The organism is Aquamicrobium ahrensii (genome assembly GCF_040545755.1).
Taxonomy (GTDB): domain Bacteria; phylum Pseudomonadota; class Alphaproteobacteria; order Rhizobiales; family Rhizobiaceae; genus Mesorhizobium; species Mesorhizobium ahrensii.
Genome location: NZ_JBEPMN010000002.1, coordinates 308168 through 323542, shown reverse-complemented (window position 1 = coordinate 323542; position 15375 = coordinate 308168). Strand labels below are relative to the sequence as shown.

Annotated in this window: 14 protein-coding genes and 1 pseudogene; 11 read left to right on the top strand and 4 right to left on the bottom strand. The window is 63.1% G+C overall.

Annotation, left to right across the window (positions count from 1 at the left end; translation table 11 throughout):
* Window positions 1-5: 5 nt before the first annotated feature.
* From ABID44_RS04410 to ABID44_RS04385, 6 genes are all read left to right on the top strand, one after another.
* Window positions 6-779 carry an enoyl-CoA hydratase gene (locus ABID44_RS04410; protein WP_354150462.1) on the top strand — a complete coding sequence of 258 codons (774 nt, stop codon included), beginning with the start codon at window positions 6-8 and terminating at the stop codon, window positions 777-779.
* Window positions 780-947: 168 nt separating this feature from the next.
* Window positions 948-1214: a 30S ribosomal protein S20 gene (gene rpsT, locus ABID44_RS04405; protein ID WP_354150461.1), complete on the top strand. Its 267-nt coding sequence runs from the start codon at window positions 948-950 to the stop codon at window positions 1212-1214.
* Between the two features lie 802 nt (window positions 1215-2016).
* On the top strand, window positions 2017-3567 hold the full coding sequence (gene dnaA / locus ABID44_RS04400; protein WP_354150591.1) for a chromosomal replication initiator protein DnaA: 1551 nt from the start codon (window positions 2017-2019) through the stop codon (window positions 3565-3567).
* Window positions 3568-3862: 295 nt separating this feature from the next.
* Window positions 3863-4981, top strand: coding sequence for a DNA polymerase III subunit beta (dnaN, locus tag ABID44_RS04395; protein WP_354150460.1), 1119 nt, complete (start codon window positions 3863-3865; stop codon window positions 4979-4981).
* Between the two features lie 33 nt (window positions 4982-5014).
* Window positions 5015-6160: a DNA replication/repair protein RecF gene (gene recF / locus ABID44_RS04390; protein WP_354150459.1), complete on the top strand. Its 1146-nt coding sequence runs from the start codon at window positions 5015-5017 to the stop codon at window positions 6158-6160.
* A 71-nt stretch (window positions 6161-6231) separates the two neighbouring features.
* The gene (locus ABID44_RS04385; protein WP_378226430.1) at window positions 6232-7020 is read left to right on the top strand and encodes a molybdopterin-synthase adenylyltransferase MoeB; all 789 of its coding nucleotides are present in this window, start codon (window positions 6232-6234) and stop codon (window positions 7018-7020) included.
* 51 nt (window positions 7021-7071) lie between these two features.
* Here the strand turns inward: ABID44_RS04385 and ABID44_RS04380 are convergent, their stop codons facing one another.
* Window positions 7072-8073 (bottom strand): 2-hydroxyacid dehydrogenase, encoded by a 1002-nt coding sequence (locus ABID44_RS04380; protein WP_354150457.1) that lies wholly within the window; start codon window positions 8071-8073, stop codon window positions 7072-7074.
* A gap of 184 nt (window positions 8074-8257) precedes the next feature.
* Between ABID44_RS04380 and ABID44_RS04375 the strand changes: the two genes are divergently transcribed.
* Window positions 8258-8836, top strand: coding sequence for an SH3 domain-containing protein (locus ABID44_RS04375; RefSeq protein WP_354150456.1), 579 nt, complete (start codon window positions 8258-8260; stop codon window positions 8834-8836).
* A 6-nt stretch (window positions 8837-8842) separates the two neighbouring features.
* Here ABID44_RS04375 and ABID44_RS04370 read toward each other — a convergent pair whose 3' ends face one another.
* Window positions 8843-9199: a DUF4260 domain-containing protein gene (locus ABID44_RS04370; RefSeq protein WP_354150455.1), complete on the bottom strand. Its 357-nt coding sequence runs from the start codon at window positions 9197-9199 to the stop codon at window positions 8843-8845.
* A gap of 15 nt (window positions 9200-9214) precedes the next feature.
* Entirely contained in the window at window positions 9215-9640 is a 426-nt protein-coding gene (gene irrA, locus ABID44_RS04365) for an iron response transcriptional regulator IrrA (protein WP_354150590.1), read from the bottom strand.
* 248 nt (window positions 9641-9888) lie between these two features.
* Here irrA and fabA point away from each other — a divergent pair, with 248 nt between their 5' ends.
* The 3 genes from fabA to fabI are packed head-to-tail and all read left to right on the top strand — an operon-like array spanning window position 9889 to window position 12486.
* Window positions 9889-10404, top strand: a complete 516-nt coding sequence (gene fabA / locus ABID44_RS04360; RefSeq protein ID WP_354150454.1) for a 3-hydroxyacyl-[acyl-carrier-protein] dehydratase FabA — start codon at window positions 9889-9891, stop codon at window positions 10402-10404.
* Window positions 10405-10441: 37 nt separating this feature from the next.
* Window positions 10442-11662, top strand: a complete 1221-nt coding sequence (gene fabB / locus ABID44_RS04355) for a beta-ketoacyl-ACP synthase I (protein WP_354150453.1) — start codon at window positions 10442-10444, stop codon at window positions 11660-11662.
* A gap of 11 nt (window positions 11663-11673) precedes the next feature.
* On the top strand, window positions 11674-12486 hold the full coding sequence (fabI, locus tag ABID44_RS04350) for an enoyl-ACP reductase FabI (RefSeq protein ID WP_354150452.1): 813 nt from the start codon (window positions 11674-11676) through the stop codon (window positions 12484-12486).
* 57 nt (window positions 12487-12543) lie between these two features.
* Here fabI and ABID44_RS04345 read toward each other — a convergent pair whose 3' ends face one another.
* Window positions 12544-13548: a class I SAM-dependent methyltransferase gene (locus tag ABID44_RS04345; RefSeq protein WP_354150589.1), complete on the bottom strand. Its 1005-nt coding sequence runs from the start codon at window positions 13546-13548 to the stop codon at window positions 12544-12546.
* 194 nt (window positions 13549-13742) lie between these two features.
* Here ABID44_RS04345 and ABID44_RS04340 point away from each other — a divergent pair.
* Window positions 13743-15330, top strand: a pseudogene (locus tag ABID44_RS04340) (ABC-F family ATP-binding cassette domain-containing protein).
* Window positions 15331-15375 lie beyond the last annotated feature (45 nt).

Below are 15375 nucleotides of genomic sequence, written 5' to 3'. Positions count from 1 at the left end.
AGCGCATGACTTACGAAAACATCATCGTGGAGACCCATGGCAAGGTCGGCCTGATCACTCTGAACAGGCCGCAGGCGCTCAACGCCCTGAACTCCGCCGTTCTCACCGAGCTGCTCGCCGCCACAAAGGCCTTCGATGCAAACGACAACATCGGCGCGATCGTCCTGACCGGTTCGGAAAAGGCTTTCGCCGCAGGCGCGGACATCAGGGAGATGCAGTCGAAAAACTATGTGGATGTCTATCTCGGCGACCTGTTCTCGGGCTGGGAAGACTTCACCCGCACCCGCAAGCCGATCGTCGCGGCAGTCGCCGGCTATGCGCTTGGCGGCGGCTGCGAACTGGCCATGATGTGCGATTTCATCATCGCCGGCGAAAACGCCAAATTCGGCCAGCCCGAGATCACGCTAGGCGTGATGCCCGGCATGGGCGGCTCGCAGCGGCTGACCCGCTTCGTCGGCAAGTCCAAGGCGATGGATATGTGCCTTACCGGCCGCATGATGGACGCCGCGGAAGCCGAGCGTTCCGGTCTGGTTTCGCGCGTCGTGCCTGTCGGCGAACTTGTCGGGGAAGCGCTGAAGGCGGCGGCCAAGATAGCCGACTTCTCCCTGCCCGCTGTCATCATGAACAAGGAAGCCGTCAACCGCGCCTATGAGGTGACGCTGTCGGAGGGCCTGCGATTCGAGCGGCGAGTCTTCCAGTCCATGTTCGCGCTGGAGGATCAAAAGGAAGGCATGGCCGCATTCGTCGAGAAGCGGAAGCCGGAATTCCGCAACAAATAAGGCCGGGAACGCCCCTCAAATCGCTGTTTGAATGCGAAGCAAGATTGACGGGCTTCGAAAGCTGAACTATAAGCCGCCCAACTGAGGTGGCCCTGTGGCTGCCCATTTGTTTTTTGCGCCCGGCGGGCATCCGCAAGCGCTCACCGTTGAGATCAGAAGAGAGGCAATATGGCCAACACTCCCTCGGCCAAAAAGGCTACGCGCAAGATTGCTCGCCGCACCGCGATCAATAAGAACCGCCGCTCGCGCATCCGCACTTTCGTGCGCAAGGTCGAAGAAGCTCTGGCCGCTGGCGACAAGGCAGCCGCGGAGACCGCCTTCCAGACTGCGCAGCCTGAATTGATGCGCGCCGCCACCAGGGGCGTTCTGCACAAGAACACTGCGTCGCGTAAGGTTTCGCGTCTTGCCCAGCGTCTTAAGGCTTTGTCGGCGTAATCGTTAACGCGACTTCCCAGTTTTCGTGAAACCCGGCGCTTGCGCCGGGTTTTTTCGTTATTCGGCGAAAACCGGAAAAGACACCCCGGAAGCTTCCCCAACGGCACGCTTTTCATTGCCTGAACTTCTGCCGGTATGTGTCTTTCAGGTTGTACCGCCACAGATTTGACGATCCTGGCGCTGACAGGAAAAGTTCTTTTATTTCATATGTTTAAAGAAGGTCATCCACAACTTGTTCATATCGGCGGCGGCCGAAAGGGGACAACCCGGTGTCAAGCGAAATATTAAAAAAAAGAATCTCGCCAGCTATCGTTTCCCGGCGTTCGCGAAAAGGGTTTGAATCCCAATGGCTTTCATGAACGCGAGCATTCGCGGCAGCCTTTTCGAGAGCAATTTGGTAACCAGATTCGTTAAAAACCGGTAAGATGCGGCCTTGCCCTTTCCACAACGATTTCGGTAGTGTCTGTTCATCGAAAGGGACGGGCCCTGAGCCCTCGACCTAATCAAAAAATGGCAGCATTGGCACCGTGGGCGCTCGTCCGTGGGCAGGTTGGTTGTCGCTTTCGATACTGGCAGGGGACCAGTCAATTGTATGGCATGTGTGAGTTTGGCCGGCATGATGCCGGACGGCTTGCTTTGCCATGCGCATAGCTTCCCTGTTGCGGGACAGGGGTCGGAGACGACTCCTTGCGCAACGAGCATATCCGGCGACGGCCAGCGGCGGCCCCGTCGGAGAAAATGACAACGAGGACGCCACGGGCGACATGCCCATGGCGCGAAAGTGCGGGACAAGGATCACGAGATGCAGAGCGGCATGGGCAGGGAACTTGGCAACCTTTCCTACGAGGGGGAAGCTGTCAAAGGACATGACGTGACATCTCTCGGGGAGGCGGATCATAAGTTCGAGCGGGTCAAGACGCAGCTCAAGGCGCGTCTTGGGGCGGAGGTGTATTCAAGCTGGTTCGGACGCATGAAGCTGGCGGAGGCTTCAAAGGGTGTTGTGCGCATCTCGGTGCCCACCGCCTTCCTGCGCTCCTGGATCAATGGCCACTACCTCGACCAGATCGTCGCGCTGTGGAAGGAGGAGGATCCCGAGATCCTCAAGGTCGAGATCATCGTGCGATCCGCCGCCAGACACGCCCGCGCCACGGATGCAGGGACCGACGCCCAGGGCCGGCCAGCCCCGCACCAGTCGCAGACGGCGCTCGCCACCACCATGACTTCCAATGGCGTCAATGCCGGCAAGGCGGAGCGCATGCCCATGCAGCGCCCGGCCACCGTCGAGACAGAATTCCGGCAGAGCGTGCTGGGGTCGCCGCTCGACCCGCGCTACACTTTCGCCTCCTTCGTTGAAGGCCCGTCAAACCGTGTCGCATTCGCTGCGGCCCGCGCCGTGGCCGAATCCCACTCCAGCGCGGTTCGTTTCAACCCGCTGTTCCTTCACGCCACTGTCGGCCTCGGCAAGACGCACCTCCTGCAGGCGATCGCGGCGGAATCGCTGCGCCAGAACCCCCGGTCACGCGTCGTCTATCTGACGGCCGAATATTTCATGTGGCGCTTCGCAACCGCCATCCGCGACAACAATGCGCTGACGCTCAAGGAGCAACTTCGCGACATCGACCTGCTCATCATCGATGACATGCAGTTCCTGCAGGGCAAGTCGATCCAGCATGAGTTCTGCCACCTCATCAACATGCTGCTGGACAGCGCCAAACAGGTGGTCGTCGCCGCCGACCGCCCGCCCGCGGAGCTGGAATCGCTGGAGCCGCGCGTACGCTCGCGCCTCAATGGCGGTGTTGCGCTCGAAATGTCGTCTCCGGATTTCTCCATGCGCCTGTCGATGCTCCAGCAGCGACTGGCTGCGGCCAAGGCGGAGGACGCAGCAATCGACGTTTCCGACGCGATCCTGGAACATGTGGCCCGCACCATCACCGGCAGCGGCCGCGAGCTTGAAGGCGCGTTCAACCAGCTTCTGTTCCGCCAGTCTTTCGAACCGCAGATCACGGTCGACCGCATCGACGAAATCCTCGGGCATATCTACCGCTCGGGAGAGCCGAAGCGGGTGCGGATCGAGGACATCCAGCGCATCGTCGCCCGCCACTACAACGTGTCCAAGACGGAACTGCTTTCCAACCGCCGCACGCGCACCATCGTCAAGCCTCGCCAGGTGGCCATGTACCTTTCCAAGGTGATGACCCCGCGCTCGCTGCCGGAAATCGGGCGGCGTTTCGGCGGCCGCGACCACACCACCGTGTTGCACGCGGTGCGCAAGATCGAAGGCCTTTCCGACAGCGACAACACGCTGGCGCAGGAACTGGAACTGTTGCGCCGCCTGATCAACGATCAGGCCTGACGGAAAGCATGTGGGGCATGACGTCGTATTCGCCGTCGTGCCCGAAAAGCCTGCAAAACCCGCAGCAAAAGGCCGTTCGGCCTTGCTTTCGGCACGGTTTTCCTGTCACTTTGGCTCCCATTCCGGAGCGCCACGCGTTCTTTTGGACGCACAAGGCCGCTCCAACATTTTGATTGAGCATGGGGATACTCCGAAAACCGATTCCACTTTTCGGCCCGATGCTCTAAGCAATGCAGACTGAGGCAGGTTGCCGGTTCGGGAACCTGCCCTTTCCTTCAAGCGAGCCTGTTTCGTCATGCGTGTAATCCTGGAACGGTCGAACCTTCTCAAGTCCCTGAACCACGTTCATCGCGTGGTCGAGCGGCGCAACACCATCCCGATCCTCTCCAACGTCCTGCTTTCGACAGACGGCTCCAGCCTCGAACTGAAAGCCACGGACCTCGACCTCGAAGTGACGGAGGCGACGCCGGCGCGCGTCGAGCAGCCCGGCGCGACCACGGTCCCGGCCCACCTGCTCTACGATATCGTGCGCAAGCTCTCCGACGGCGCCGAAGTCATGCTGAAGACCGACGAGGACGGCACGGCCATGACCGTCACGTCCGGCCGGTCGTCTTTCCGGCTCCAATGCCTGCCGCAGTCGGACTTCCCCGAACTTTCGGCCGGCTCCTTCCCGCACATCTTCCGCCTGGATTCCGCAGCGCTCAAAGGGCTGATCGAGAAGACCCAGTTCGCCATCTCCACCGAGGAGACGCGCTACTATCTCAACGGCATATTCCTCCACACGCATGAGACGGACGGCAAGCTCAAGCTGCGCTCGGTGGCGACGGACGGCCACCGTCTGGCGCGCGCCGAAATCGATGCGCCCGCCGGCTCGGAAGGCATGCCGGGCATCATCATCCCGCGCAAGACCGTGGGCGAGTTGCAGAAGCTGGTCGATGCCCCGGACGTGGCGGTGACGGCCGAGCTTTCGGAAACCAAGATCCGCTTCACCATCGGCTCTGTGGTGCTGACCTCGAAGCTCATCGACGGCACCTTCCCCGATTATCAGCGCGTCATCCCGACCGGCAACGACAAGCGCCTCGTCATCGACCGCCAGAGCTTCGCCGCCGCCGTCGACCGCGTTTCCACCATCTCGTCCGAACGCGGACGCGCCGTGAAGCTGTCCATCAGCGAAGGCCAGCTCACACTGGCCGTCAACAACCCCGATTCGGGGAGCGCGACTGAGGAACTGGCAGCCGACTATTCATCGGACCCGATCGAGATCGGCTTCAACGCCCGCTATCTCCTCGACGTCGCCAGCCAGCTCAGCAGCGGAGATGCCGAATTCCTGCTGGCCGACGCCGGCTCACCGACCCTCATCCGCGACACCAGCGACGAGAACGCGCTCTATGTGCTGATGCCGATGCGGGTATAGTGCGCCTCGCGACGCGTTTGCGATGCCCGTTCCATGGAAACCCTTTCCGGCCCCCACATAAGTCGGCTGACGCTGACGAACTTCCGCAACTATGCGTCGCTGGCGCTGGAACTGAATCCGGGACCGGTGGTGCTGAGCGGCGATAACGGCGCCGGGAAGACCAACCTTCTGGAAGCCATTTCCCTGCTCGCGCCGGGGCGCGGCCTGCGGCGCGCGCCCTATGCCGATGTCGCGCGCGAAGGCGGTGACGGGGGCTTTGCCCTGCACGCAAGACTCGACGGGCCGGAAGGCGAGGTCGATATCGGCACCGGCATCATGGCGGCGGACGGGGGCGAAGGCGGACGGCGCGTGCGCATCAATGGCGCGCCGGCGCGCAATGCGGATGAATTGCTGCAATGGTTGCGCGTGGTGTGGCTGACGCCCGCCATGGATACGCTGTTCACGGGGCCGGCGGGCGACCGCCGTCGCTTTCTCGACCGCCTTGTGCTGGCTGTCGACGCCGCCCACGGCCAGCGCGCGCTGGCCTATGAGAAGGCGATGCGGGGCCGCAACCGGCTGCTTGCCGAAAATTCGCGCGATGGCGCCTGGTTCGAGGCGATCGAGACGCAGCTTGCCGAAACCGGGGTGGCGATCGCCGCCGCGCGCGCCGAACTGGTGCGGCTGCTCGCCGCCAAGATCGAGCAATTGCCGGGCGATGGCCCCTTCCCGCAGGCCGACATCGCCCTTGCCGGGGAACTGGAGGCGCAGGTCGGCGCCCGGCCGGCAGTCGATGTGGAGGAAGGGTTTCGCCGCGCGCTGGCCGCAGGCCGTGAACGCGATCGCGCCGCCGGGCGCACGCTGGAAGGGCCGCACCGCTCGGACCTGATCGTGCGCCACCGGCCAAAATCCATGCCCGCCGAATTGTGTTCGACCGGCGAGCAGAAGGCGCTTCTGGTCGGCATCGTGCTTTCCCATGCAAGGCTGACCGGCGAGATATCCGGCATGACGCCGATCCTGCTCCTCGACGAGATCGCCGCTCATCTCGACGCCGGGCGGCGCGCGGCGCTGTTTTCCATTCTGGAGGACATGCAATGCCAGGCTTTCATGACCGGGACGGACGCCGCGCTGTTTTCCAGCCTTGAAGGCCGGGCCCAGTTCCTGACCGTGGACCACGGCGCGGTGACGGAAGATCGGGCATAGCCGGATACGCCCCACCTTCAGGCCGACAATTCCAGGGTGACGAGGCGAAGGAAAATGCTAGTTTCCCCCGCATGAAATCGCTTGCCCCCGTGGCCCTCCCGCCCCTCGCCGACGACGAGCTTGAGCGCTATGCGCGCCACATCGTGCTGCCCGAGATCGGCGGTCCAGGGCAGCGCAGGCTCAAGGCCGCCCGGGTTCTGGTGGTGGGCGCCGGCGGCCTTGGCGCGCCGGTTCTGGCCTATCTGGCGGCAGCCGGGGTTGGCACGCTCGGCATCGTCGATGATGACGAGGTGTCGCTCTCCAACCTGCAACGGCAGATCATCCACGGCACGGATTCGCTTGGCCGATCGAAGGCGGAAAGCGCCCGCGACGCGATCCTGCGCATCAATCCGCATGTCGAAATCGAGCTGCATCGCTTGCGCCTGACGGCAGAAAACGCCCCGGCTCTGGTTGCCGCCTACGATCTGGTCGTCGACGGTACCGATAATTTCGAGACGCGCTTTGCCGTGGCGGACGCCTGCGAGCGCGAGAAACGCACGCTGGTCCATGCCGCGGTCGGGCGTTTCGACGGTTCGCTCACCGTGCTGAAACCGTTTGAAGCGGATGATGACGGAAGGGTGAATCCGTCTTATCGTGACCTGTTTCCAGAACCACCGCCACCCGGCCTCGTGCCCTCCTGCGCCGCCGCCGGCGTGGTGGGCGCGCTGGTGGGGGTGATGGGAACCTTGCAGGCGATGGAGGCGATCAAGCTGATCACGGGCATCGGCGAGCCGCTGGTCGGCCGGCTTTTGCTCTATGATGCGCTGGCCGCGCGCTTCGACACCATTCACTACAAGCGCCGCGACCGCGACAAGGGCTGATTACAGCCCTTCGGCAATCGCCATGAGCGCGGATCCGACAGCCAGCGGGCGTCAAACGCGGCTCGGGATCACCCGGTCCGGCGGACGGTGGCCGTCGCAGAAGGCGCGAATGTTGATGATGACCTTTTCGCCCATATCGATGCGGCCCTCCAGCGTGGCCGAGCCCATATGGGGCAAAAGCACAGCCTTGCCCCTGGCCGCCAGCTTGAGCAGCCTGGGATTGATCGCCGGTTCGTTCTCATAGACGTCGAGACCGACGCCCGCGAGCTTGCCGTTTTCCAGCATCTTCACCAACGCTTCCTCGTCGATCAGATCTCCGCGCGCCGTGTTGACCAGATAGGCGCTGGGCTGCATCAGCGCCAGCCGGCGCGCTGACAGGAGATGGTAGGTTGCCGGTGTCGAAGGGCAGTTGACCGAGATGATGTCCATGCGGGCCAGCATCTGGTCGAGGCTTTCCCAATAGGTCGCCTCCAGCTCGTCCTCCAGCGCGCCCATCACACGGTGGCGGTTGTGGTAGTGTATCGACAGGCCGAAGGCCTTGGCGCGGCGGGCGACCGCAGTTCCGATGCGACCCATGCCAACGATGCCCAGCCGCTTGCCCCATATGCGCCGGCCCAGCATCCATGTCGGCGACCAGCCCGCCCATTTCTTGCCCTCGGGCAGGATATTCGCGCCTTCCGTCAGCCGGCGCGGCACGGAAAGTATCAGCGCCATGGTCATGTCGGCCGTGTCTTCGGTCAAAACGCCCGGCGTGTTGGTGACGGTGATGCCCCTGGCGGTTGCTGCAGCTATGTCGATCTTCTCGATCCCGTTGCCGAAATTGGCGATCAGCCTGAGGTTCTCGCCGGCCTCGGCAATCACCGCCGCATCGATCGTGTCGGTCACGGTCGGCACGAGCACATCGGCCTCCTTCACGGCCGCGATCAGTTCGGCCTGGCTCATCGGTCTGTCCTCGACATTCAGCCGCGCGTCGAACAATTCTCGCATGCGCGTCTCGACTGGGTCGGGCAGCTTGCGCGTGATGACGACGAGAGGCTTCTTCCTGCCGGCCATATTTACCCCGATCGCGGTTACCGTTGAGACCTCTTTAACCAAGACCGGCGAAACTGCAAAGCGGTCGCGGTTCGATAGCTCCCATGCACCAAGCATGTACCAAGCCGAGCCGGTGAAGACAAAGAAAAAGGGGCAGCGCCATCGCACCCGCTCCGTTCAACAGAATGCCTGCAAGGGAACGAAAGTGTCTGGTTTCGTATCGTTTCGCCTTAGCCATCTTGCCCTGGGCGCAGCTTTGCTCGGCCTTGTCGCCCCAAATTTCGTCCACGCCCAGTCTGCCGGCGCGCAATCGGCCGGCGCACAGACCCAGAATATGCGTCTCGGCCCCAGCGGACTACCGCTTCCTCGCTTCGTCAGCCTGAAATCGGCCCGCGTCAATTCCCGCGTCGGCCCCGGCACCAACTATTCCGTCGACTGGATGTACACCAAGGCCGGCCTGCCGATGGAGATCATCCAGGAATACGACAACTGGCGACGTGTGCGCGATGCCGACGGCTCGGAAGGCTGGATCAACCAGTCGCTGCTTTCGGGCAAGCGCACTGCGATCGTAGCGCCCTGGCAGCGCGGCAAGGACACGCGAATCAACCTGCTGCGCCGGCCGTCCGAGGAAGCCGGCGTGGCGGCCATGCTGGAGCCCGGCGTGATCGGCACGATCAAATCCTGTGACGGCAAATGGTGCGAAATGAACTTTGGCGGCCGCTCCGGGTGGATCAGCCAGTCATTGGTCTGGGGCGCCTATCCGGGCGAGAAGGTGGACGACTGAGGCGATTCAGTCCCTGCCGATGCGGCCAAGATGCGTATCGCGGAACGCGGAGGTTTCCTTCAGGCCATAACCCAGCGCCCTGTCCATGCCGATATGGGCGAGCCAGATCAGGCCAAGGCTGACCGGCGCCGCCGCACCCGCGACATAGCCCCCAGCCAGCAGGGCAAGCGCGCCGACAGTGGAATGACAGGCATTGTAGATATACGCGCCGATGCGCGGTCCGCCGGCATAGGCCAGCATGGAGAGATCCGGCGCAAGCAGGAGAATGGCGAACAGCCACCAGTTCGCGCCTGAAACGGCATAGAAGGCCACGGCAGCCGCCAGCAGCGCCGCACCCTCAATTCGCAGAAGCGCTCGCGTCACGATAAATTGTCTGGATTATTGCCTGGGCCGCAGGCGGATCACGATATCGATATTGGCGATTTCCATCCCCTCCGGCGGCTCGGGAAGATTGTTCACCGTCATCGCCTCTCCTTCGACGTCGAAGATACGGTTCTCGCCTTCGATGTAGAAGTGATGGTGATCGGAGGTATTGGTGTCGAAATAGGTTTTCGACCCTTCAACGGCCAGGATGCGCAGCAGCCCGGCTTCCGTGAACTGATGCAGAGAATTGTAGACGGTCGCCAGAGAAACCGGAACGCCGGCGGCAAGCGCCTCCTCATGCAGCTCTTCCGCCGACAAATGGCGATCGCCCTTGGCGAACAGCAGCTCGGCCAGCGCCACACGCTGGCGCGTCGGCCTCAGACCGGCGTCGCGAACCCGCTTATCCACAGCGTTCCTCATCTTGGTCGCGTACACATCCATCATGTTGCTTTCCGGTTCAGCCTGTTTGTCCTGAACGCCGCGACCCCGGCAAAACAGGGCATCCGGCTAAACCATATCTGGACCAGATATATTCTTTCGCGACCTTTCTATCAATAGCGTGCATTGACCCGGACAAAGGGTCGCGTTAGAGCCACCTCGCAAGGTAAACCACGGTTTCCGGCCTGAAACGGACTGTGTTACTAAAACTACAGGGCGGAATGCCGCTCGACTTGGACGGGGACGTTTTGATGGCCGCAGGGAAATCCAGCTACGATTATCAGGAGTTGCTCGCCTGCGCACGCGGCGAACTGTTCGGCCCGGGCAATGCGCAGCTTCCCTACCCGCCCATGCTGATGTTCGATCGCATCACCGGGATCAGCGAGACGGGCGGCGAGTTCGACAAGGGCTTCGCCCGCGCCGAACTCGATATCCATCGTGATCTCTGGTTCTTTCCGTGCCACTTCATCGGCGACCCGGTCATGCCGGGCTGTCTCGGGCTCGACGCCATGTGGCAGCTCACCGGTTTCTTCCTCGGCTGGCTGGGCGAGCCCGGCAAGGGTCGCGCACTTTCCACCGGCGAGGTCAAGTTCACCGGAATGGTCACGCCGGCCGTCAAGAAGGTCGAATATGGCATCGACTTCAAGCGCGTGATGCGCGGTCGTCTGGTGCTCGGCATCGCCGACGGCTGGTTGAAGGCCGATGGAGAGACCATATACAAGGCCACCGATCTTCGGGTCGGCCTGTTCAAGGAAGCGACGGCCTGATCTTCACCGGATCCCGCCAGCCATGAAGGAGCACTCCATGAGACGCGTCGTTGTCACGGGCCTGGGTATCGTGTCTTCCATCGGTAACAATGCCGAAGAAGTGGCGGCTTCGCTCCGCGACGCCAGATCCGGCATCAGCTTTTCCGATTCCTTTGCCGAACACGGCTTCCGCTCGCAGGTATGGGGCTCACCGACGCTCGACCCGTCCGAACTGGTCGACCGCCGCGCCATGCGCTTCCTGTCACGCGGCGGCGCATGGAACCATGTCGCCATGGATCAGGCGATCGCCGACGCCGGTCTTGAGGAAGGCGACATCACCAATGAGCGCACTGGCATCATCATGGGTTCCGGCGGTCCCTCCACACGCACCATCGTGGAAGCCGCGGAAATCACGCTGAAGAACAACTCGCCCAAGCGCATCGGTCCCTTCGCGGTGCCCAAGGCGATGTCATCGACCGCCTCGGCCACCCTCGCCACCTGGTTCAAGATCCACGGCGTGAACTATTCCATCTCCTCGGCCTGCTCGACCTCGGCGCACTGCATCGGCAACGCCGCTGAACTGATCCAGTGGGGCAAGCAGGACATGGTCTTCGCCGGCGGCCATGAGGACCTGGAGTGGAGCATGTCGAACCTGTTCGACGCCATGGGCGCCATGTCCTCGAAGTACAACGACACGCCGGCCTCCGCTTCCCGGGCCTATGACGCAACCCGCGACGGTTTCGTCATCGCCGGCGGCGCGGGCGTGCTGGTTCTTGAGGAACTGGAGCACGCAAAGGCGCGCGGCGCGAAGATATATGCCGAGATCGTCGGCTATGGCGCGACCTCCGACGGCTTCGACATGGTCGCTCCATCGGGCGAAGGCGCGGTGCGCTGCATGCGCCAGGCTCTTGCGGGCGTTTCGGGCAAGGTCGATTACATCAACACGCACGGCACCTCCACGCCGGTCGGGGACGCCAAGGAAATGGCGGCCATCCGTGAGGTGTTCGGCGCGGATATGCCCAACATCGCCTCCACCAAGTCGCTCACCGGCCATTCTCTGGGCGCCGCCGGCGTGCAGGAATCGATCTACTCGATCCTGCAGATGCAGGGCGGCTTCATCGGCGAAAGCGCCCATATCAGCGAGCTCGACCCCGACTTCGAGGGCATGCCTATTGTGCGCAAGCGCATCGACGACGCAAAGATCGACATAGCGCTTTCCAACTCCTTCGGCTTCGGCGGCACTAACGCAACCCTGGTCTTCCAGCGCTATTCCGCATAAAGGATTCCAGAATGGATTCATTGATGAAGGGCAAGCGCGGCCTTGTCATGGGCGTGGCCAACGACCACTCCATCGCCTGGGGCATCTCGCGCCAGCTTGCCGCGCAGGGCGCTGAACTGGCCTTCACCTATCAGGGCGAGGCTTTCGGCCGCCGCGTCAAGCCGCTGGCCGAGCAGGTCGGCGCATCGCTGCTCATCCCTTGCGACGTGGAAGACAGCGCCTCGGTCAACGCCACCTTCGAGACGCTGAAGGACAAATGGGGCGGGCTCGACTTCGTCGTCCACGCCATCGGCTTTTCCGACAAGAACGAGCTGAAGGGCCTGTACGCCGACACAACGCGCGACAATTTCGTGCGCACCATGGTGATTTCCTGCTATTCCTTCACTGAAGTGGCGCGCAACGCCGCCGCCCTGATGAACGAAGGGGGCTCGATGCTCACGCTGACTTATGCCGGTTCGGTGCGGGTCATGCCGAACTACAACGTCATGGGTGTAGCCAAGGCCGGTCTGGAGGCGAGCGTGCGCTATCTCGCCAACGACTACGGGCCACGCGGCATTCGTGTTAACGGCATTTCGGCCGGCCCGGTCCGCACCCTGGCGGGCGCTGGAATTTCCGACGCCCGCTACATGTTCAATTACCAGAGCCGCAACGCGCCGCTGCGCCGCACCGTCAATATCGACGAGATCGGCAATTCAGCGCTATACCTGCTGTCGGACCTGTCATCGGGCGTCACCGGCGAGATCCACTATGTGGACTCCGGCTACAACATCGTGTCTATGCCGACGCTGGACGAACTGAAGCGCATGGACAGCGACAAGGGCTGAACCGCACCCACCTGTTTTCCCTTGCAACGCCGGACCAGCCCTGCCCGTCCGGCGTTTTCACCTGCGCGCCAGAAGCACCTTGAAACGGTTGTCGCGGGCAATTTCCTGCGACGACGAAAAGGCGCTCGACAGAACCAGTTCATAGGGAAGCTGCCGGTTGGCGACCATCACCAGGCGACCTCCCGGCTTCAGAGCCTTCGCGGCCGTCTCGATCAACCGGCGGCCAATGTCCGGTTCCGCTGCGCGGCCCTGATGGAAGGGCGGGTTCATGACGATCCAGTCGTAGCGCCGTTCGACCGGCTCGCCGATCAGGTCCTGCCAGAAAAAGCCGGACGCCTGCGGCACGTTTCGGCGCGCCGCCTCCAGCGCCTCGAAATCAGCCTCGTAGAGATCGAGCGACTTGATGTCGGAAAAGCGGTTCGCGACGCCTGCGGCCAGGAAACCCCAGCCCGCGCAGAAATCCGCGACATGGCCGGAAATGCCGGCAGGCAGATTTTCACCCAACAGGCGCGATCCGGCATCGATCCTGTCGAAGGAAAACATGCCGGGCGCGGTGTGGAAACGGTTCTCGACCAGCGCCGGCGGATTATCCGCGCGCAGCTTTTCGGCAGCGCCATCGTTATCGGGCCGGTGCAGCCAGAAGACGATGCCGTGATATTTCGGCAGGGCATCCACCAGCGGCACGAGGGCATCGATGCGCTTGCGCAGCGAGGCGATGCCGTCTTCCTTGCCGCCAGCGACGATGACCGTGCCGCCGGGTGCGACGCGCTCAAGCGCCTCGGCGATCCACAATTCATTCTGCCCGCGATGGCGGCCTGCCAGCACCAGCGCCATGGCGTAACCCTCGCCTTCCGCCTGCGGGGTGACTGTTCTCCCCGCAGATTGAAGAGCTTTAAAATGCGGGCGGAAAGCCTGCACACAATGCAGATGGGCTTCAAAACCTTGGGGCAGCCGGAAACCCGGCTCGGCTCCCAGAAACAGCACATGGCTGCCTGCGCCGGGCGCATCCAGCGCGCCGGATTCGAACGGATAGAACAGGGTTTTGAGGAAATCGGAAGCCATATGCGGCTGATAGACCAATTTCGCCGCTCGTCCAGCGTCTTTCAGCGTCGCAACGCGTTTTCGACCCGCAGACTTGCATAGAAGCCCGCAAAACCCTAGCTATAGGCTTCCATTTCCCAGACTGGAGGCGCCGGTGAACGATTTCTCTCTGACTGCAACGCAAACCCGCTTTGTCATCAGGGAAATCTTCACGCATGCCCGCTTCGATCGTCTGTTCCAATCTCGGCTTTTCCACGCCTGACGGCCGCCGGCTTTTCTCAAATCTCGATCTTGCCTTCGGTCCCGGCCGCACAGGCCTGATCGGCCGCAACGGCGTCGGCAAGAGCACCCTTCTCCACATCATTTCCGGCAGGTTGCCGCTCCAGACCGGCTCCGTCTCGGTCAACGGCGCCATTGCCGTATTCGACCAGGCCGTTCAGGTGGACCCTGCCGCCACCATCGCCGACCTGTTCGGCGTCCGCACCCGACTTGCCCTGATCCGGAGCGCAAGCGCGGGCGAGGCGACGGTCGAGGAACTGGCCGACATCGACTGGACGCTGGAGCCTTGCCAGAATGGGGCTGGACGCCGGGCCGGACGCGCCCCTCGCCGCGCTTTCCGGCGGACAGCGAACCCGCGCAGGGCTTGCGGCGCTTCTCTTCTCGGACGCCGATTTCCTGCTGATGGACGAGCCCACCAACAATCTCGACCGGGATGGCCGAAAGGCGCTTTGCGAGATGCTCGCCGGCTGGCTCAAGGGGGCGCTGGTGGTCAGCCATGATCGTGAATTGCTCGGCTTCATGGACGAGATCGTCGAACTGACTTCGCTCGGCGCGACCCGCTACGGCGGCGACTGGAGGCATTATCAGGAGCGCAAGGCACTGGAACTGGCGGCTGCCCGGCATGACCTGGACGTCGCCGAGAAGAAATCGGTGGAAGTCGCCCGCGCGGCGCAGACCGCGGCGGAACGCAAGGCCCGCAAGGACAGCGGCGGCCGCAGGAAGGCGGCCAAAGGCGACATGCCGCGCATTCTCATCGGAGGCATGAAGGAACGCGCCGAAAACAGCGGCGGGGCTTCAACGCGCCTTGCCGACGCCCGGCAGGCCGAGGCCCGCGAAGCGGTTTCGACAGCGCGCAAACGCATCGAGGTGCTGCAAAAGCTGTCCGTCTCGCTGCCTTCCGCCGGCCTTGCCGCTGGCAAGACGGTGCTGCGGCTCGACCACATCAGCGCACGCTACGAGGCCGGTCGGCCGGTGCTTTGCAATTTGTCCCTGACGGTCACGGGGCCGGAGCGCATCGCTGTCACCGGTCCGAACGGTTCCGGCAAGACGACCTTGCTGGAAGTGATCGCCGGGCGTCTCGCGCCCTTTTCCGGAACGGTGCATGTGGCTACGGACATGGCGATGCTCGACCAGCGCGCCAGCCTTCTGGACCCGAACCTTTCGGTGCGCGACAATTTCCGCAAGCTCAATCCGAAAGCCAACGAGAACGCCTGCCGGGCGGCGCTCGCCCGGTTCAGGTTCCGCGCAGATGCGGCGCTTCAACAGGTGTCGGCGCTGAGCGGCGGGGAGCTGTTGCGCGCAGCCCTTGCCTGTGTGCTCGGTGGCGCACGACCGCCTCCCCTGCTCATTCTGGACGAGCCCACCAACCATCTCGACCTCGATTCCATCGCGGCCATCGAGGCGGGCTTGCGAGCCTATGACGGGGCGCTGCTCGTCGTCAGCCATGACGAGGCGTTTTTGAACGCGCTGAACATCGAGCGCCATCTCGAACTGACCTCCGGCAGGCTCGCCCTGACAACATAGCTCAAACGGAAACGGGCGCGCCTTTCGGCGCGCCCGCTCGATCTT